General features: G+C 45.8%; 15 protein-coding genes and 4 tRNA genes. 15 read left to right on the forward strand and 4 right to left on the reverse strand.

The features are described 5' to 3' along the window. The first annotated feature begins 3 nt into the window (after window positions 1–3). The 4 genes from ACWJAO_RS04640 (at window position 4) to ACWJAO_RS04655 (ending at window position 4119) form a co-directional block, all read left to right on the forward strand. A complete protein-coding gene (locus ACWJAO_RS04640; protein WP_449139425.1) occupies window positions 4–1494 on the forward strand; it encodes an ATP-binding cassette domain-containing protein in 1491 nt (496 codons plus the stop codon). A gap of 30 nt (window positions 1495–1524) precedes the next feature. Next, window positions 1525–2034 (forward strand): hypothetical protein, encoded by a 510-nt coding sequence (locus ACWJAO_RS04645; protein ID WP_449139426.1) that lies wholly within the window; start codon window positions 1525–1527, stop codon window positions 2032–2034. Between the two features lie 1242 nt (window positions 2035–3276). After that, window positions 3277–3951, forward strand: a complete 675-nt coding sequence (locus ACWJAO_RS04650) for an HU family DNA-binding protein (protein ID WP_449139427.1) — start codon at window positions 3277–3279, stop codon at window positions 3949–3951. Between the two features lie 81 nt (window positions 3952–4032). Next, window positions 4033–4119 carry a smalltalk protein gene (locus tag ACWJAO_RS04655; RefSeq protein ID WP_449139448.1) on the forward strand — a complete coding sequence of 29 codons (87 nt, stop codon included), beginning with the start codon at window positions 4033–4035 and terminating at the stop codon, window positions 4117–4119. Between the two features lie 213 nt (window positions 4120–4332). Here the strand turns inward: ACWJAO_RS04655 and ACWJAO_RS04660 are convergent, their stop codons facing one another. Next, entirely contained in the window at window positions 4333–5433 is a 1101-nt protein-coding gene (locus ACWJAO_RS04660) for an AAA family ATPase (protein WP_449139428.1), read from the reverse strand. A 226-nt stretch (window positions 5434–5659) separates the two neighbouring features. Here ACWJAO_RS04660 and trxB point away from each other — a divergent pair, with 226 nt between their 5' ends. The 11 genes from trxB to ACWJAO_RS04715 all read left to right on the forward strand — a co-directional run bounded on the left by trxB (window position 5660) and on the right by ACWJAO_RS04715 (window position 14245). Further along, window positions 5660–6592, forward strand: coding sequence for a thioredoxin-disulfide reductase (gene trxB / locus ACWJAO_RS04665; RefSeq protein WP_264899802.1), 933 nt, complete (start codon window positions 5660–5662; stop codon window positions 6590–6592). Between the two features lie 110 nt (window positions 6593–6702). Next, window positions 6703–6791, forward strand: a tRNA-Ser gene (locus ACWJAO_RS04670). 54 nt (window positions 6792–6845) lie between these two features. Continuing rightward, complete coding sequence (locus ACWJAO_RS04675; RefSeq protein WP_264899803.1) at window positions 6846–7667, forward strand: DUF4468 domain-containing protein; 822 nt, start codon at window positions 6846–6848, stop codon at window positions 7665–7667. Between the two features lie 11 nt (window positions 7668–7678). Beyond that, on the forward strand, window positions 7679–8029 hold the full coding sequence (locus tag ACWJAO_RS04680; protein WP_287861963.1) for a mechanosensitive ion channel protein MscS: 351 nt from the start codon (window positions 7679–7681) through the stop codon (window positions 8027–8029). Further along, window positions 8029–10377, forward strand: coding sequence for a putative porin (locus tag ACWJAO_RS04685; RefSeq protein ID WP_449139429.1), 2349 nt, complete (start codon window positions 8029–8031; stop codon window positions 10375–10377). The genes ACWJAO_RS04680 and ACWJAO_RS04685 overlap by 1 nt, the downstream gene beginning before the upstream one ends. A 55-nt stretch (window positions 10378–10432) precedes the next feature. Further along, a complete protein-coding gene (gene menA, locus ACWJAO_RS04690; RefSeq protein ID WP_449139430.1) occupies window positions 10433–11350 on the forward strand; it encodes a 1,4-dihydroxy-2-naphthoate octaprenyltransferase in 918 nt (305 codons plus the stop codon). A 65-nt stretch (window positions 11351–11415) separates the two neighbouring features. Further along, window positions 11416–12045 (forward strand): HD domain-containing protein, encoded by a 630-nt coding sequence (locus tag ACWJAO_RS04695; RefSeq protein WP_449139431.1) that lies wholly within the window; start codon window positions 11416–11418, stop codon window positions 12043–12045. A gap of 523 nt (window positions 12046–12568) precedes the next feature. Beyond that, window positions 12569–12655: transfer RNA gene (locus ACWJAO_RS04700), tRNA-Ser, on the forward strand. Between the two features lie 28 nt (window positions 12656–12683). Further along, window positions 12684–12755: transfer RNA gene (locus ACWJAO_RS04705), tRNA-Glu, on the forward strand. A gap of 69 nt (window positions 12756–12824) precedes the next feature. Further along, window positions 12825–12896: transfer RNA gene (locus ACWJAO_RS04710), tRNA-Glu, on the forward strand. 104 nt (window positions 12897–13000) lie between these two features. Further along, entirely contained in the window at window positions 13001–14245 is a 1245-nt protein-coding gene (locus tag ACWJAO_RS04715) for a type IX secretion system plug protein (RefSeq protein ID WP_287894231.1), read from the forward strand. 78 nt (window positions 14246–14323) lie between these two features. On the opposite strand, the gene ACWJAO_RS04720 is transcribed toward ACWJAO_RS04715, so the two are convergent. From ACWJAO_RS04720 to ACWJAO_RS04730, 3 genes are read right to left on the reverse strand one after another with little or no spacing between them, the layout of a single operon-like run. Further along, a complete protein-coding gene (locus ACWJAO_RS04720) occupies window positions 14324–16705 on the reverse strand; it encodes a TonB-dependent receptor (RefSeq protein WP_449139432.1) in 2382 nt (793 codons plus the stop codon). A gap of 42 nt (window positions 16706–16747) precedes the next feature. Further along, on the reverse strand, window positions 16748–17674 hold the full coding sequence (locus ACWJAO_RS04725; RefSeq protein ID WP_118064184.1) for a zinc ribbon domain-containing protein: 927 nt from the start codon (window positions 17672–17674) through the stop codon (window positions 16748–16750). Next, entirely contained in the window at window positions 17675–19738 is a 2064-nt protein-coding gene (locus ACWJAO_RS04730) for a peptidase U32 family protein (protein WP_449139433.1), read from the reverse strand. It abuts the gene before it with no gap. Window positions 19739–19753: the final 15 nt, after the last annotated feature.

Raw genomic sequence — 19753 nt, forward strand, 5'->3', positions numbered from 1 at the left:
GAGATGCAAAAGATTATTAGCATTAAAAATGGTGTTACCCGCATGCCTGAATGGCGTATGGCAGAACCCGTAAACTTCGAGGCGTGCGATGGTGAACACATCGCTATCGTAGGTCCGAACGGTGGAGGAAAATCAATGTTTGTCGACATCATCGTAGGTCGCCACCCACTCCTGAGGCACGACCCAGATTACGATTTCTCACCTAGTCAGAAAACAATGGTGAGCGACAACATCAAGTATATTACCTTCCGCGACAGCTACGGAGGCGATAACGACCGCACTTATTTCCTGCAGCAGCGCTGGAACCAGCTCGAAATAGACGAGAACACGCCTATCGTAAAGGACAAGCTGGAAGAAGCCTACCAGATGGCTGGCGAAGACACTCCGGAGCGCAGAGCCCTGCAGCAGCACATCTACAAACTCTTCCACATGCAGCATCTGATGGAGAAATACACCATCCTGCTCTCAAGTGGCGAACTCCGCAAGTTCAAACTAGCCTCTACCCTCTTCTCAGAGCCTCGCGTGCTCATCATGGACAATCCGTTTATCGGACTCGATGCTGAAACCCGCGACCAGCTCAAGGAACTGCTCAAGACTCTCTCTTCAGAGCGAGCCCTGCAGATTATCCTCGTACTGAGCAAGAGCGATGATATTCCCGATTTCATCACCCACGTGGTAGAAGTGAAGGATATGAAGGTTCTGCCTAAGGTAACCCTCGCCGAATATCTTGCCGGCAGAGAATCCGTGCCTGCCCATGTGCTGAGCCCGGAGATGGAACAGGCCATCGTAGACCAGCCTTACAGCGACCGCGAATATCACACCCAGGAAGTGGTGAAGATGAACAAGGTACGCATACAGTATGGCGAGCGAATCATCCTCAACGACCTCGACTGGACCGTGATGAACGGCGAGCGATGGGCTTTGAGCGGACAGAACGGAGCCGGAAAGAGTACGCTTCTCAGTCTGGTTTGTGCCGACAATCCGCAGAGCTACGCCTGCGACATTACCCTCTTCGACAATCCAAGAGGCAGCGGCGAAAGCATCTGGGACATCAAGAAGCACATCGGCTACGTATCGCCTGAGCTTCACCGCTCTTACCAGCGCGACCTGCCAGCCATCCGCATCGTAGCAAGCGGCCTGATGGATTCCGTAGGTCTCTATGTAAAGCCGAAGGAAGAAGACATGGACAAGTGCCGCTTCTGGATGAAAGTCTTCGGACTGGAAGGTCTTGAAGACCGTGGTTTCCTGAAGCTCTCCAGCGGCGAACAGCGCCTCGTTCTCCTGGCACGTGCCTTTGTCAAGGACCCGGAACTGCTGATTCTCGATGAGCCGCTCCACGGACTCGACAACCGCAACCGCCGACTCGTAAAAGACGTCATCGAAGCCTTCTGTCGCCGCCAGAACAAAACCATGATCATGGTAACGCATTATAAGGAAGAATTGCCAGCGTGCATCGACCACAGCATCTTCCTCTTGCGCCACACCAACGATTAAAAAGAATTGATAATTAATAATTTCAAAAAGATGAGATACATAATATTATTATTTGCGCTCACCCTCAGCATAGCTAAGGCAAGCGCCCAGGATGTATTAAACGAGGTGCTCCGCACTTCTGATGCAATCCTCAACGACACCACGAAGAGCATGGACGAGCGCCGTACAGCCCTCTTCAAGTTTGACGCAATGACCTACATGCGCAGCAAGATTCTGCCACCGTATGTAATGCTCGACAAAAATCTGAGCAAGGACACCTTGAACATAAAGGTTCGCTATCTCAACGAGCAGGCCTACGCCATGAGTGTTTATATTACGCTCTACCAGAAGCGCCTGAAGGAGGCTTCAAACAAAAATAAGCCGCTCGTAACCCAGTTTTTCAAGCAGGCAACCATCGACCACAAGGCATTTAAGGATGCAGATACAGAGTTTACCCTGGCTTATTACAACACTCCAGATGCTCCTACTCCATTCTGCCTAGACTGCGATTGGGTTTCAACCTTGGCTTTTATCCGCAGCATCGACTGGTCAAAACTTTAAGAAAACGAATCATATTTCTAACGAATTTGGTCTTCAAAAAGACCAGTAAAAACAGACCTCTTCCTTAACGAACGACGCGTTAAGGAAGAGGTTTTCTTTTAAAAACACACTATTTTTCTTCATTTTGAAGATAATAAACTAAGGGAAAACGGTCTGTTTTGTGCTATTTTTAGTCTCATTTCTTGCAAAAAGAGAGAGATAACTGCTGAAAGATAGTGAAAAATGCGATTATAAGACTTAGTCCTTTCAGAGAAACTTCAAGCACTTTTGTAAAGAAAGAATACGCATTCTTTCTAGGCGTATTTACAAAACGTACCTAGAAATTGGCTACAGGAAGCATAATAACCTAACACTAATATTTCAAGGATGTAAATACTTCTTACCTACATAATACAGAAATAAAAAAGAGGCAAAATACAAGCAGAATTTTGCATTTTAGGAAGAAAAAAGAAAAATTAGAGGGTTAGAAAGGAGTTTTACCCCCTCTACTAGGGGTGAAAAATGCTCCTCCTCAGACCCTAAAATGCGCTCAGAAGGTAGATTTTGTGACAAAATTCAGCAAATCAGAAAGTAGAAAATGGAGAGCAGAGCCGTGTAACGGACAGTATTCCGCACTAGAGAATGTAGATTATTACTATACAGAAAGGATTAAAGAGAGTTCACACATAAAGCGTATACTCACTAATACACAATATTTTAGCTCACATCGCATCATATTATATTCTCTCTTTTTTAAGATTATAATCTGGTCATTTTCGGTCATGGTCATTTCCGGTCATTTTCATTTCGGGGGAGAAATGGTCATCTATAGTATAATATAAATAATTATTTATATTTACTATAGCTCAAAATGACCAAACTCTTTTTAAAAATGACCGAAAATGACCATGACCGGAAATGACCGCTTAGCTATTCTAGTTCTCCATCGCATGTTTCAGCGCTTTTCTGTTTGTCTGCAATAAAGTTCAGATAGAAAATCGATAGAACTTATTGTATTACAGCCACTTATAACTTTTCTCGCATAGAAAGTTAGGGTAAAAGCTTGTATTCTGCCCGAAAATGTTGTATCTTTGCACCGGCAATCGAAAGAACAGCCTTTTGTGCCTTGCTCGGGTCTTCTCTTAAGACCTACACGGGTCATAAATGATGGCAGGCGCCGGTCATCAATGAAGACCCCGAAAACGGCAGGAACGAGGCGTTCTGGGGAGTTGCAAAACAAGGACTCTAAACATACTACAGACTATGATTAATTACAGCATCGTAATGCGTAGCGTGAACGCAAATCTTCTGGAAATCAACCAGGCTAAGTCACGCATCAACCAGGCAAAGAAGGAGGGCAAGACTCCTGATCCAAAGGACTTGGAACTCGTAAAGACCGAGAAGCAGAATGCTTTCGCCATCTCGCAGTACACCGACATCATGACCATCGAGAAGTTTGCCAAGCACATCACCTCTCATGGTAGTGTTTATTCGAGAGCTGACATCAGCGCCATCCTCTACATCGCCGTAGACTGCATGCGTGAGATGTTGCTCGAGGGCAAGAAGATTCGTCTGGGCGACCTCGGTGATTTCTCTCTCCTTCTCACCTCGAAGGGTGCTGAGGATGCCGACAAGTTCACCGCACAGAACATCACCGGCGTGAAGGTTCAGTGGGAGCCAGGTCAGGAGTTTAAGAATCTTCGCGATGACGCCGAGTTCAATCTCGTAGCCAGCCGCAGTGCTCAGGCAGCCGTTATCAAGGCGATTAAGGAGGGTAAGACCAACGTTGACCTCAACGCCCCAGCCACTCCGGAGAATACGCCAGGCGGTTCTACCCCAGGTGGTTCAAACACCGGTCAAACCGGCAGCGATGGCCAAGGCTCTGAATCAGGCGGCAGCACTACCGGCAAGGACGATACTGGCGACGGCCTTGAATAGCCCCCAAAGGATAGACTGGCTAGGTTGCTAGCCCCTAGCCCAGCCTATCCGCCCCCCAAAAAAAATTCAACATTTAAAATTATGCCTTGGAAAACAATTCTTCAAATAGCCATCAGCATTCTGACCGCTATCGCTACTACGCTCGGAGTAACGAGCTGCATGGGATAAAGCCCCTGAGTCCACCTTATTATAATAAGGAGACTCAATCATAAAATAGACCGCTCACCTCAGAAAATAATCATGAGGAGAGCGGTCTTTTTCGTTCCTGCCTAGAAATCCGGTCATTAAGGTCAAGGTCATTAAGGTCATTAAGGATTTCGGGGTTCAAAAATATTCCTCAACACCCTCTATCTTACTTGAATCAGTTATAACCGGCCGATTTTACCGCTTCAGCGCTATGTTATAATTATAATATTTAGTGTTGCCCGTAATATCCTCCAGCACCTGGATGAAAGGAGGAAACTTCACGCTCTCGTTGGCTGAAATGCCGCGGGTTTCAAGAATCATCAGATCGGAAACCGGCTCAAGAAACTCGTCGAGCTCGAAATACTGACCCTTCCAGATAAAGCTCTTGCGATGCTTATGAATGCGCTGGCGGTAAGGGTCAGCCTGCTGAAGCATACTCTCATAAAGATTGGCATTAATCTGTCGCTCTGTCTCAATCTGCTCATTGTCTGAAAGACGCTTCTTGGTGGTGTGAACATACACATACTTGCCTCCCTCGAAACCGCGACGGCGAAGACGAATCTCGCTGCTCGGCTCACCCGTAAGATAAGTCTGAACAATATCGCTGTCTATCGCATTAGGAACCTCGCCCGTCAGCTTCACGATATATTTTCGCTCCTCCTCTATCGGCTGCGGAATGGCAAGCACATTGCTTATCTCCTTGAGCACACGGTTCAGCTTGTTGTTGAAATCTTCGTGGTTATTGATTACCCTGAGATGAGGATGCCCCTTCCATGCAGAAACAATCTTCTTGTCCAACTCGCGCGCTATCTTCAGTCCTTCTTCATCGGCCTTCTCCAGGCGCTGCGCATTGTTGGCTGTAGTATAAAACTGCTCGGCACCATCAGCAGCACTCACCAGATGCAGCACAGCATCATAGCGGTCGCGAAGCTGGGCATCTGTATAGCCCTCTTCAGAGATGATGCGGTGCCAGAAATCGGGAGTGAGATAGGTAGAAATATCCATCGTACCACGATCGCAGACGATGATGACCGGCTGCTGCAATGTTTCAGCCATGCGCAGGAAACTGTCTTCCAGGTTGATCTGAGTCTGGAAAGTAGCCTTCTCGCCCTCGAAGAAAAAATCCTTGTTGGAGGTGAGATAATTCATGCCCGCCTGGGTGAACATGGTTGGAACCTCGGGAATGGTAAAGACCTTATAGCCGAGACTGGAGAAATGTTCAATCACCTTAACCATAGCGGTAGTCTTGCCCGCACAAGGTCCACCCGTCAGTACAATCTTCTTAATCTGATTCATATATCAAGTAAATATTTTTCGTTTCGTCTAATTGATGTTCTTTCCGGAGCATCTTATTTTCGGGTGCAAAGATAACAATAATTCTTCAAACGAAAGCAATAATTTATGCAAGAAAAGAAAAATATTGTATTTTTATTTTGATTTCTCATTGTTTTGATGTACCTTTGCAGAGAAAAATGGCTCATTTCGAGCCATCGGAAACAAAAACATAACTATAAGATAAAAAATGGAAAAGATAAAGACATTAATTATAGGTAGCGGTCCTGCAGGATATACTGCTGCCATTTATGCCGGCAGAGCCAACCTGCAGCCAGTACTCTATTCAGGTATGCAGCCGGGCGGACAGCTCACCATTACCACAGAGGTAGAAAACTTTCCGGGCTATCCTAACGGCGTAGACGGAACACAGATGATGATGGACATGAAGGAACAGGCAGCCCGATTCGGAGCCGAAATGAGAGACGGAAGCATCGTGAAGGCAGATTTCAGCTCACGCCCATTTCATCTTACAGATGAGCGCGACAACGAGATTGAGGCAGAAACCGTGATCATCGCCACAGGTGCATCAGCCAAATATCTGGGTCTTGCCGATGAAGAGAAATATCGCGGACAGGGCGTTTCAGCCTGTGCTACCTGTGACGGATTCTTCTACCGCAAGCGCACCGTAGCCGTAGTGGGCGGTGGCGATACTGCCTGCGAAGAGGCCATGTATCTATCCGGACTTGCCAAGAAGGTTTACATGATTGTACGCAAGCCTTATCTCCGTGCTTCAGAAATCATGCAGCAGCGTGTAAAGAACAAGGAGAACATCGAGATTCTGTTCGAAACCAATACGCTGGGGCTCTTCGGCAAGAACGGTGTAGAAGGTGCTCATCTCGTGCGCCACAAGGGCGAAGCCAATGAAGAGAAGTTTGACATCAGCATCGACGGATTCTTCCTGGCTATCGGACATAAGCCTAACACCGACCTCTTCAAGGGGCAGATAGATCTCGACGAGCAGGGCTTCATCAAAGTAGTGCCAGGTACTGCCACCACCAACATTCCGGGTGTTTTCGCAGCAGGCGATGTAGCCGACCCAATCTACCGCCAGGGTGTTGTTGCCGCAGGCTCGGGAGCCAAGGCTGCCATCGAGGCCGACAGATTCCTGCAGCAACAGTAAAAAACTATAGTATAAAATCCTATAAAGCGGGGTTAATATAGTTAAAAAATAACAGCAATATTTTGTCAGATGCAAAAAATGTATTACTTTTGCATCTGATAAAATAAAAAGGAAGATTGGCAGAGTGACCGAATGCGCTGGACTCGAAATCCGGTATACCCTCTTCGGGGTATCGGGGGTTTGAATCCCTCATCTTCCGCTAAGTTCCGCAATCAGGAACCGTCATTTTATAGTTTCATAAAAACAACTCGACATGAAAAAAATCATCATCCCCATATTTATGCTCCTCCCGCTGATGACTGCACAGGCCCAAACCGTGCTGACTGAAGAGCAGCAGCTGGAGCAGGCACAGAAACAGCTGGAAGCTGCCAAGAAGGCACTGGAAGTGGCTAAGATTAAAGCACAGGCTGCCAAACTGAAGGCCCAAGCCGACAGCATCAACGCTGCAAGCGCCAAGGCGCCAACCACATCAACCACGGGATGGGCGATTCCTGTTGCCGTAGCCGCTAAGCCAAAGGAGGCTGCCAAGCCTGCCAACAAGCTGGCAAATGGCACAATAGCCAAAGTGGACATGAAATATCTGGCAGGCGCTATCACATATAATGATGAAAACAAGATAGAATTCACACTCGATACGGATGCTAACGGAAAAACTGCCAAGCAGATTTACGACATCGTATTAAAATACATGAGTGAACTGACACAGAACGACCAGAACATAGCAAGCCGGGTAGCACTGGTAAACGATGCTGAACACGTCATCGCCAACACGATGGACGAATGGCTCGTTTTCAGCCAGTCATTCATCTCGCTCGACCGCACGGAATTCAAATACCAGCTGGTAGCCAGGATTTCAGACAATCATCTGAATCTCTCGCTCGGCCGCATCATCTACAACTACGAGGAAGGAAGAAGCACCGGTTTCAAGGAACCTGCAGAAGAGGTAATCAGTGACAAGATTGCGCTCAACAAGAAGCAGAACGACCTGGCTAAGATCTTCGGAAAGTTCCGCAGATGCACCATCGACCGCAAGGACCAGATATTCGCAGAGTTAGCTGCATTAGTAAAACAATAAGTTGAAGAAAAATGAATAATCAGAATACAGACAATAAGATACAACAGAACGAGGCACAGCAGCCTGCAAACGCTACAGCCCAGCCTACAGCTGAGCAGGGCGCAGAACAGACTGAGCAGAAGCAGCCTACCAGCTACGCCGTAAGACCTCAGCACCACCGGCTTCGCCCATTGGCCTACAGCGACCATAACAACATGCTGAAGGTGCGCAACTATCTCAACATCGCCTTCATGCTGCTCGCCATCGTAGGGGTAATACTCTGGACCCAGCTGGAAGAAAGCCGCAATATCGCCTACATCGTACTCATCGTGGGTGTAGTGCTCAAGATTGCCGAAGTATGTATCCGACTATTTAAGAAATAATGAAGAAGAAAATTATATTCTCATCACTCCTATTTTGTGCTGCAACCATCCCGGTTGCGGCACAAAATGATTTTAACTATAACGAAGATTCGCAGTTCCGTCCTCAAACCAACCGCAAGGTGAACACCGATTCACTAGGCTCAGACAAGGAGATTCCGAAAGGCATCAGAGTATGGACCGTAGACGAACGCTTCGGCGACACAAAGGCTGCGGTAGTAGACACCTTGCAGCACATGTATATGAACACAACCTTCACGGAAGGACTGAGAGGCGAATACAATACTCTCGGAAACATGGGTACTGCCCGACTGAACCGAATCTTCATCGACCGCCGCAACACGCAGGGCAACTTCATCTTTACAGAGCCCTACGACTATATCGTAAATCCGGTAAGCGACTTCCATTTCACCAACACCTACTCACCCATTACGAACATAACGCTGAACAGCTGCGGCGACAAGGTGACGGGAGAAGACGACTTCAAGGCCATGTTTGCAGTAAATGCCAACAAAAGGCTAGGCGCCGGTTTCAGATTCGACTACAAGTATGGCAGAGGATATTATAACGCACAGAGTACCAGCCACTTTAAATACAGCATGTGGGCATCATACCTGGGCGACCGCTATCAGGCACACTTCCTCTTCAGTACCAATCATGAGAAGATGACCGAGAACGGCGGTATTACCAACGATGATTACATCAAACATCCGGAAATCTACACCGAATCGTTTGCCACCAATGAAATTCCTACCGTTCTGGAACAGAACTGGAACCGACTGGACAACCAGCACATCTTCTTTACCCACCGCTACAACGTAGGTTTCAGCCGAAAGGTAAAGATGACTGAAGAAGAAATCAAGGCAAAGAAATTTGCCATGGCTTCGAAAAAGGAAAATGCTGATAAGGATGCAAAGGAAGAAGCCAGAAAGAAAGCCAAGGAACAAGGCAAGAAATTTGATGAAAAAGCCTACGACAAACAGCAGGGAGCTAAATTCAGCGGCCGTCCTGACGGAGCCAAGATTGCAGGCGATGAACCGGCTAAAGACTTAGCCGTAAAGGACATCAGGAACGACAGTACCCGAATCGCAGTAAACGGAAAAGCTGCTGCCGACAGTCTTCTGGCCATCCAGAAGAAAAATGCCGAAGACTCGCTTTTCTACAAGAGCGAATATGTTCCGGTAACGAGCTTCATCCATACGGTAAAATTTGACAACTATCGCCGTATTTACGAAGCTTATCAGACCCCAGCCGACTATTATCTGAACGAATATTACGATGCAGGCAGGCTGACCGGTGACTCCATCTACGACCAGACCAAGCACTGGCACATGAAGAATACTTTCGCCATTGCCATGCTTGAAGGTTTTAATAAATGGGCAAAGGCAGGACTGAAGGCTTTCGCCAGCTACGACCTCCGTCACTATGAACTGCCAACCATGGAAGGCGGTTTAGAAAAATACAACGAGCATGTGCTGAGCGTAGGCGGACAGCTGAGCAAGCAGGAAGGCAAGACCCTCCACTACAATGCCGTAGCAGAAATAGGACTGACGGGTGTTGACGCCGGAACCCTTGCCATAGATGGTAATGTAGACGTGAACATCCCATTCCTGGGCGACACGCTTCAGGTAAGAGGCGATGCTTTCTTCCATAGAGAAACCCCATCGTTCTATTACCGCAACTATCACGCCCGCCATCTGTGGTGGGAGAATGATCGCGACAAGACCATCCATACCCGCATCATGGGTACGCTCTCCTTCCCTAAGACACGCACCAAGCTGAGAGTGGCTGTAGATGAAATCAAGAACTACACCTACTTCTCGCAGAGCTATGACATTACAGAAAAAGGGTTGCGAACAGGAGTCATGGTTACACCAATGCAGGAAAGCGGAGGAATCAACCTGCTGACAGCACAATTGGAACAGAACTTCAGACTAGGCATTCTGAACTGGGAAAACCAGTTTACCTATCAGCACTCAAGCAAGGAGAGTGTACTGCCAGTACCAGCCTTCAATGCCTACACCAACCTCTACATCAAGTTCAAGATAGTAAAGGTGCTGAACGTAGATCTGGGTGCTGACATGCGCTACTTTACAAGCTATGAAGCTCCCGACTATTCACCTTATATGGGACAGTATACGGTACAGGGCAACGGCGAGAACAACGTAAAGATAGGCAACTATCCTATCGTCAATGTTTACGCCAACGTTCACATCAAGCACACCCGTTTCTTCGTAATGATGAGCCACATCAATGCAGGACAGGGCGACAAGAACTACTTCTTCGCTCCTCATTATCCTATGAACGAGCGAGTGTTCCGTATTGGAGTAAGTTGGAACTTCTTCAATTAATCTTCCTGATTTTCCTTAAGAATTTCAGAAGATTCAATTTTAATCTTTTCAGAATATGATAGAAACAAATTCTATAAAAGCATGGTATCTAGCCGCTCGCCCGAAGACTCTGACGGCGGCGGCTGTTCCTGTTTTATTGGGTATTGCGCTGGCTTATAAAGACGCTCAGCAGATACAGACATTGCCAGCCCTACTCTGCCTGCTCTTTGCATGGGTGATGCAGATAGACAGCAATCTGGTGAATGATTATTTCGACTTCAAACATGGTAATGACGATGAAACCCGGCTGGGACCGAAACGTGCCTGCGCTGAAGGCTGGATAACATTGAGAGCCATGAAATGGGGAATCATCCTCACTACTCTATTGGGCTGCGCCATAGGGCTTCCGCTGATTCTTTTCGGAGGTTGGGAAATGGTTATCGTAGGCATCTTTTGCATAGTCTTCTGTTTTCTCTATACTACCTGTCTCAGCTATCTGGGCATGGGCGATCTTCTGGTACTGCTCTTCTTCGGCATTGTACCCGTATGCTGCACTTATTATCTCGTAATGCCCGAAACCATGCAGGGAGTAAGCATGGAAGCGGTTCTCGTATCTGTAGCCTGCGGACTGGTAGTTGATACGCTGCTCATTCTGAACAATTACCGCGATCATGACAACGACCTGAGAGCCGGCAAGAAGACCCTTGTGGTTCACATAGGAAAGAAGAATGCCGAGCGGTTATACTGCGCATTGGGCAATTTGGGAATCATCACCATAATAGGTGTAACCACCTACGAAGTATTTCAGCATGAAGCCAGCAGCATCTTCCTGCCGTTTGCAGCACTCTATATCGTTCTGCACAACAGAACCTATATGGAGATGAAAAAGATAGGCGAAGGCAGAGAACTGAACAGAATTCTAGGCAAAACAGCTCTGAACATCTTCTGTTTCGGCATTGTATCATCCCTGATCATCATCGGAATGGCGAATTGAACAATAATAAGCTAATAATAATGTACGCGCGTACCTTATTATATAAATAAAGTGGAGGAATATCTATGAAGCAACAGGTAAATCTCGAAATCATGGACTTTGTGGAGAAACAGATTCTCCCCAAATATAATGCTTTTGGCGAAAGTCATGGACTCAGACATGTTACCCGAGTCATCAGAAACTCTCTGAAACTGGTTCCGGTAACCGGAGCCGACATCGATATGGTGTATGTAATAGCCGCTTACCACGACCTGGGGATGAGCGGTCCGCGTGCCATTCATCATATTACCAGCGGTAAGATTCTGCAGGCAGATGCAAGACTGAAGCGCTGGTTCGGTCCGGAGCAGATTAAAATCATGAAAGAAGCTGTTGAGGACCATCGGGCTTCATCCAGCCGTCAGCCTCGCAGCATCTATGGCAAGATTGTAGCAGAAGCCGATCGCGATATTGATGTTCACGAAATTTTTCTGCGCGCCATACAGTATGGCAAAGAAAATAATCCAGATAATGACAAGGAGCAGCAATGGGAGCGGTTCAGCCAGCACATGGACGAAAAATATTCAAGAAACGGATACATCAGGTTATGGATTCCCAACTCCCCTAACGAGAAAGCGCTCAACGAACTGCGCAATATCATAGAGGACAAAATGGAGTTGAGAAAATATTTCGAAAAAATATTCGAAGAAAACAGCTAAAACATTTGGTAGTTTCAAAATATTGCATTATCTTTGCATTATCAAATAATGACTAAGATGTTTGCACCGTTGCATCGTGATGATGCATGGGTGCCAGAAGGAATAAGGGTCGTTTCGGTTCGATCGGGATACTCATCAAATTACACTATTGAAACCGAGAGGACATTCTCTTGCTCATGGCGGGCCACATAAACTGCAGCAGGCAGGTAAGCTGAAAAGCCGGTGGATTACAAAGGCGGAGGACTCTCAAATGTTTATACATTCGGAGTTTCATCACATCATCGAGCGGCCCTTTCTTTTACAAGAGGCGGATTTCTGAGAAAGAAATCCGCCTCTGCTCGTTTAGGAATTAAAGTACTCCTAATACTGAAAGAAAACAACCCCTGATAATGTGGGAGTTACAAAGAAAATGCATTTTTATCGAAAAAAAGTTGCAAAAAGATTTGGTAGAATCAGAAAAAAGTAGTACCTTTGCACTCGCATTTAAGAACGATGCTTGGTTGATTCGGTTAAGAATCCGACTGGAAGGTTGGGTGAGTGGCTGAAACCAGCAGTTTGCTAAACTGCCGTGCGGGTTACCGTACCGGGGGTTCGAATCCCCCACCTTCCGCAAGCTATCGTCTGAAAAATGTACCGTTGGTCGATTCATCTAATGGTTAGGATACAAGATTCTCAATCTTGGCATAGGGGTTCGATTCCCCTATCGACTACATGTGTTTTTCATGGTATTAGATTTATAAGTCTCTATAAGTCGGGAGACCAATAGAGATTTTTTGAATGGTCGATTCATCTAATGGTTAGGATACAAGATTCTCAATCTTGGCATAGGGGTTCGATTCCCCTATCGACTACAAAAGTGTTTTCATGTATTAATTTAGATTGTTTAAGCTTGCATTTAGTTCTTTGTCAAAAAGGCTACTGCAAGTTATTTTTTTATATATACGTACGAAGCCATATGAAACAATTATACACTGTCATCTCCCTTCTCTTTCTGTTTACCTATCCTGCCTGGGCGCAGCAGCACGAGATATTCAACCAGCGCATCAGAACCCTACAGGTTGTAGGCGGAACCAACTGGTTATCGCTCCCAGTATCGTCACTGGGTGGAGAACCTATCCATATCGATTTTGACGACATGACGCACGATTATCATCGGTACAGCTACAAGATTGAACATTGTGATGCAAACTGGAACGTATCTGCTTCGCTCTTTGAAAGCGACTATATGAGAGGCTTCAACGGCAATCAGATTATTGAAGATGTAGAGCAATCCATCAACACCAATCATCCTTACACTCATTATCATCTGGCAATTCCCAATGCCGACTGCCAACTTACCATGAGTGGCAACTACAGACTGACGGTTTATGACGACAATGCGGAAAACGAGGAAGAAGGCAAAATGTTTACAGCCTGCTTGATGATTACGGAGCCTCAGCCATTGGTTAAACTCAAGTTAGAAGCTACTTCTACAACAGATATAGATATCCAGAAGGACCATCAGCAACTGAAAATGGAACTGGATCACAGCCAGCTGAGAATCACTCATCCCAACCAGCTGAACATCGTAGTGCTTCAGAACGGAAGATGGGACAATGCTGTCATTAATCCTAAACCCGACTACCTGAGTGCGGGAAAAATGAGTTGGCAGCATGTAAGAGCTCTGATTTTCGATGCGGGCAACGAATACAGAAAGTTTGAATTTCTGGACACCGATCATCCAACCATGGGAATAGACGCTATAGATTGGGATGGAAGCGACTATCAGGTTAAAGTAATGACTGACAGCCCTCGCCCCAATTACGTTTACGACGAAGCTGCCAAAGGTTCGTTTTATATCCGCAACAGCGACAACGTAGAAAACAACAACAACTGCGAATATGCACAGATTCACTTTACCCTGAAAGCTCCAAAACTGCCAGGCGATGTTTATCTGAACGCAGATTGGACCTACGACCGTTTCCTCCCAGAATACCGGATGGAATATGATGAAATGACGAAAACCTATCACGCACGTCTCTTCATGAAGCAAGGTTATTACAGTTATCAGTATCTCATGAAGATGGAGGACGGAAGCATCAGGCTGCTCCCATCAGAAGGAAATTTCTACCAGACCCAGAACAAATACAATGTACTGGTTTACTATCGGGCTCTGAGCGACCGCACCGACCGGCTGGTAGGATATGGAGAATTAAAATAAAGAAAGGAAATAAACGAGATTAAAAAGAAAAAGGAGTTCTAGCATTTCAGAATGCCGGAACTCCTTTTCTATTTAATCCTAAAAGTGGAATTTCAGATCAACACCACATTGGAAAGGATTGCCACGCTGGGCAAAATACAGTTTCTTTCCTGTTGCTGCATTATCAACAGCAAAGGTATTGTAATTAGTATCTGTGAGGTTCCTACCCCAGATACTGATGCTCATCTTGCTGAAATCAATATCACAATGCGCACCCATCACGAAATACATCTTCTGGCTGTAGGTATTGGCATTATCCCAATAAGTCTTGCCCTGCGCATTCATATTCAATCCGAAGGTAAACTGTCCTAAATGATAGTCAGCCATGGCTGCTATCGTATGCTGGGGAACATAAGGAACCTTCTTGTCCTTATAATTCACAGCCTTATCACCCTCGCCATCAGTATATTCATCAAATACGGCGCGTGTAAAACCATAGTTTACACCCCAATCAAAAGCACCGTCGAAAGCCTGACCCTTGAGCGCGGCTTCAATACCACAACTGTGACTCTTACCTGCATTAACCATCATTCGGCCAAAGCCATAGGTTCCTGCCATCACAGAGAGTTGCTGATTACGAACCTGCATATAGAAGGCACTCAAATCGAAATGAAGACGATGATCAAAAAGATTGAGATGCGTTCCAACCTCATAATTCCATGAGGTTTCCGGCTTAAAGGCAATAGTCTGATTCACCCTATCATAATCTTCATCGGTATGAGGAACGTCATAATTGCCTCGCATCGCATGCTGACGGTTAGCATTCAGTTCGGTCTGCAAGATGTCACTGAACATCTGGATATTATAACCGCCTGCACGATAGCCCTTGCTCACCGTGGCATAAACATTGCTACCCTGCTCATCAAGCTGGTAACTTAAGCCAAATTTTGGTAGAAGCTGGTTGTAATCATCACCCGTTTTGCGGTTGAGCATTGAACGCAAAGTATAAGTAGCCTCCCTGCCCATTACCTTAGCTGTCATCGCCATATAAGCATAAGTATCGTAATGAATACTTGTATGCATGAAATCATAACGCAAACCAAGCGTTGCTTTCAGACGGGAAGAAAGATCAAACGTACTCTCGTGATAGAGACCCAAATTGCTCTGAGGAGTATGGAACAAACCCGGAGCTCCCATATCTACATTGACAGAAACTCCGCTAGCCATTGCCGGAGGCATTGCCTGCTGCATCTGACTCTGGATAACGTTACTGATAGGCTTCGTCAATGCTGAACCGAATTTTACAGGACCATTTGTCTTCAACCACACATGGGAGAAGAATGCACCCTGTGTAAGATGCCAGAAACCGAAGAAAGGCTGACGGCTCTTAAATGTAAACTCCTGAGTGATAGAATTCTGCAACTGGTCTTGCTGCAAACTCAAATAATCTTCAGGAAGATAATCCTGATCCATCTTCATATTATCATCCAGGAACTGATAGCTGGTAGCAGAAGCAAAATCCCATTTCGCTCCTTCATGGCGAAGATTGACACCCGAAAGCAGCATGTTGCGGCGATAAAGCCCAGGGAATGTAGTATTTGGCAATGCAGCCTTGCCACTGTTTAAATCCAGCTGACCATAAGGAAATGCATGCTGATAGACAAATTGGTAATTGGCTAGCAAATCCATGCTCCATCCTCTATCAAAACGGAACTTAAGATTAAACTTACCGCCAGCCTCATCATAATTGTCGGCATAATCGCTGGTTCCTGCACGATGGAAGAATCCCTTCTGTCCATCATAAAAAGCAGCTACCCCTAATGCGATACGAGGTGAAAGCTTCATATAATGAGCCGCTTCTACATTACGGTAGAAATGAGAACCCAATCCCAGATTAACGTAGGTGCCCTTGCTATCATAAGCATCGCGGGAATAGATGCGCACCAAACCACCTTCAGAGTTCTGACCATAGAGTGTTCCCTGTGGACCTCGGAGAATATCTATACGACTAGTCTGATAATGGTGAAGATTGAAAGCTGCCTTACTCAACACCGGAATTCCGTCAAGATAAATTCCTACAGCCGGACTGTTGATACGGCTTCCAATACCGCGCACATACATGGCGTTGGTAAAACGCGAGCCATAGTTGGGCATTACGAAGTTAGGAACATAGCAGGAAAGTTCGCGCAAATCGCGTGAACCCAGTCGCTGCATCTGATAAGAACCGAAGGAAGTGCTGCTGAGAGGCTGTTGACGAAGACGGAAATTCTCCTTAGGCTGCGAAACAACCACAACTTCATCAATGTCATAAACTCGGCTGCTATCAGCCAGCAAGCCGTTAGCTTCTGTAAACTTTTCACTCGTACCCAATGACAAGTCAGAGCAAGTAGCCCTTTCGTTATCCGCAGCACTAGCCTGCAATGCTACCGCTGCCAAACCTATGCATACGCTCTTTTTACTATAAAATACTATTCTTTTCATAACGGGTGCAAAGGTACATATTTTTTCCTGCACCCCCTATCCTTATTTATGAGGAAACAGATAAACCCGTATGGCAAACCATATATAGGCTACGAGTAGCAAATAACCTATATAATATAAGGTAGTGACACTGAAAATGATGTAATCAATGGCGCAAACACCCACTAAACCACCCAGATACAGAACTGCATCGCCTGCCGGCAAACGGTGTTTCACCTCATCAACACAAGCCAGTCCTACTATCAATATCGCCCAGACTGTAGCCAGGAAAAAGCCCAATATCGGCGGTACGGCAAAAGGATTGAGCGTAGGATGAAAATAAAAATGACGCCATACTTCTGGCAAAAACAACTGAATGGTTGCATAGAAGGTTGCTGATATCGAAACAATAAGCACCAAGGCTGTAGGATATGGTGAATCAATATCATTAAAATGAACCAGTTTACCATTACTATGGAAAATCTTACGAACTGTATAGGCTACGGCTATGATGATAATGATAACCAGGAAGATGAGCAAGTGAGTATTGCTGAAGGTCATAATGAACTCTGAAATAGGATCATCGGGCACAACCTTCGGCAGCAGACGGGACTCACGGGTCCAACCAAACTGATTATCTTCTGTTGCCAACTGCACCCAAACTGAATCTATGGAATCCTGAGGAACCATACGGATATCCGTAACCACCAGCAGGCGGTTCTTTCGGACGGCAAAGGAGTCGATAGGCAAATTGCTCAAAAATTCTTCAGGCTGTTGCGCTATCAATTCCAGGGAATCCTTGAATACCAGAAAATTGAATTTGTTGGTATAATGATGGGTAGTAGAAAACGAAATGGAATCGAGTTGTTTATTACTGTACTCTACCATGGCTGCATGCATCTGGTGATGAGCACGGCGATGATAACAACTGCTAAACATCAAGAGGATGCCCAGCATACAAAGAATCTGTATCGTCCATTTCTTTTTCATTTATTTCTCACTATATAAGTTCATCTGACATTCATTGCACGCAAACTCCAGACGGAAGCGGCGACCATCACCCAACTGCAGGAAGAGAGGCTCTCTCCAGGATGGTTTCTTGCCTCCACGCTTCACACAGTAGCCCAACGAATAGCGGATACAATGGCGGCACTGCATCAGGAGCGATTCTCCCTTTTCGTTGGTATACTTAGGTTGCATACTTCGGTTTGCCTTGTCTTTTTCTATATTCTCATCATATTCTTCCTGGGTCTTAGCATCCCATGCAGAAGGAATATTCTTACCCAACTCAAATGCCGGAACTACTGGCGACAGACCATGAATCTGATAAAAATCTCTTGCATCATAGTTAGCTATATTATAGAGATATCCCCATTTTCCGTATTCCGGCTGCCAAGTAAATTCCTCTTTCGTAAGTCGGTGTTCACCAGGCTGACTGAATCCAAAACCATTGTTGAACAAGGTTCTATCCCATCCACCCCACAACGACTTATCAAGCTGTTTCTGATTTGCCTTGGTAAGTTCATCTATCAATTCACGCCGGATAGCAGTGAGAATACTGTTCGGAACGAAGTATGTCTCCATTCCCTTCAGAAGTTCTACCTGGTAAGCTTCGTAAATCGTATCGCCCAGTTTGCTCATCTGAGCCTTTATATTTTCGCCCTGTGGGCGTTTCGCCTTTTCGAGCTTCAATTCTTTAAACACCTCAGCCACCTGATAAATCAAGCCTCCATCAGCCTCTATCGTCTTCATGATGTTGACAACAGCCTTTACCCCCTGCGGCTCTTCCCTGAACTCATTGCCCATCACAGGCTCCATTGCTATGACAATATAGATTTTACGTTCAGCAGACTTACGAGCCAGCAAAGCCTCGAAAGCCCGATCGTTATTACGATAAAGAGCCATGCCCGGACGCAAATGTTCAGGCATTCCAAACGGATAGAGGCGATTGCCCTCTACTCTGTTCACACGAAAGCCTTCCAACTCACGGTCATCATTGATAAAACACAGTCCATCGCCATTTTTAAAGCTGGCTACTGTGGCAACGTTGAAAGAAATATTGCCACGTATCTCCTTAACCTTACCCACAAACTCGCCGATAGCTTTCGGTGTATCGAAAGAAGCAATATCCGGCTGTCGCCCATTCAGGAAATAATGGGTAAAGCCACGATTGAAAGTCTTCTTCAGATTAGGTGTAAAATTATATTGAACATGTCCCACCGATGCACGGCGATACTTACGCGGTTCAGCTTTTACGATTGCATCGAGTTGACTGCTATAGGCAGCCACCACATTCTTGACGTAGTTGATATCTTTTAATCTTCCTTCTATCTTGAACGAAGTAGCTCCAGCATCAGCAAGATCCTTAAGATGATCAAGCTGACAAAGATCCTTGAGCGACAACAGATAACGCTGATGTTCTATCTCCTGTCCATTGGAATCAAGCAAATCAAACTTCATACGACAGAACTGTGCACATTCTCCACGATTGGCAGAGCGCCCGAAACACTTCTCAGAAACATAACAGACACCCGAATAGCTTACGCAGAGCGCTCCATGTACAAAGACCTCTATTTCTCTATCAGGAATCGCCTGATGGATCGCCTTGATTTCATCAAGCGAAAGCTCACGAGCCAGAACAATACGTTTGAAACCTAACGTGGTAAGCCAAAACGCCTTTTCTGGAGTTCTTACATCACACTGGGTACTGGAATGCAATTCTCTACTCCACAAATTCTGCGCCCTCACCTCAGTAAGCACACCCATATCCTGCAGCAAAAGTGCATCAACACCAATCTCATCAAGTTGCTGGATCATCTTAAGCGTATCCAACATCTCATCCTGATAGATGATTGTATTCACAGTAACGTGAACCTTTGCTCCAAACTGATGAGCATAATCACACAACTGTCTGATATCTTCCAGCGAATTGCCTGCTGCTGCTCGTGCACCAAAACGAGGTGCACCAATATATACGGCATCTGCACCATGATCAATGGCAGCAATACCACATTCCAAGTTCTTGGCAGGCGCCAATAATTCTAATGTTTGCATAAGAAATCATTCTCG

Source organism: Segatella sp., assembly GCF_977051555.1.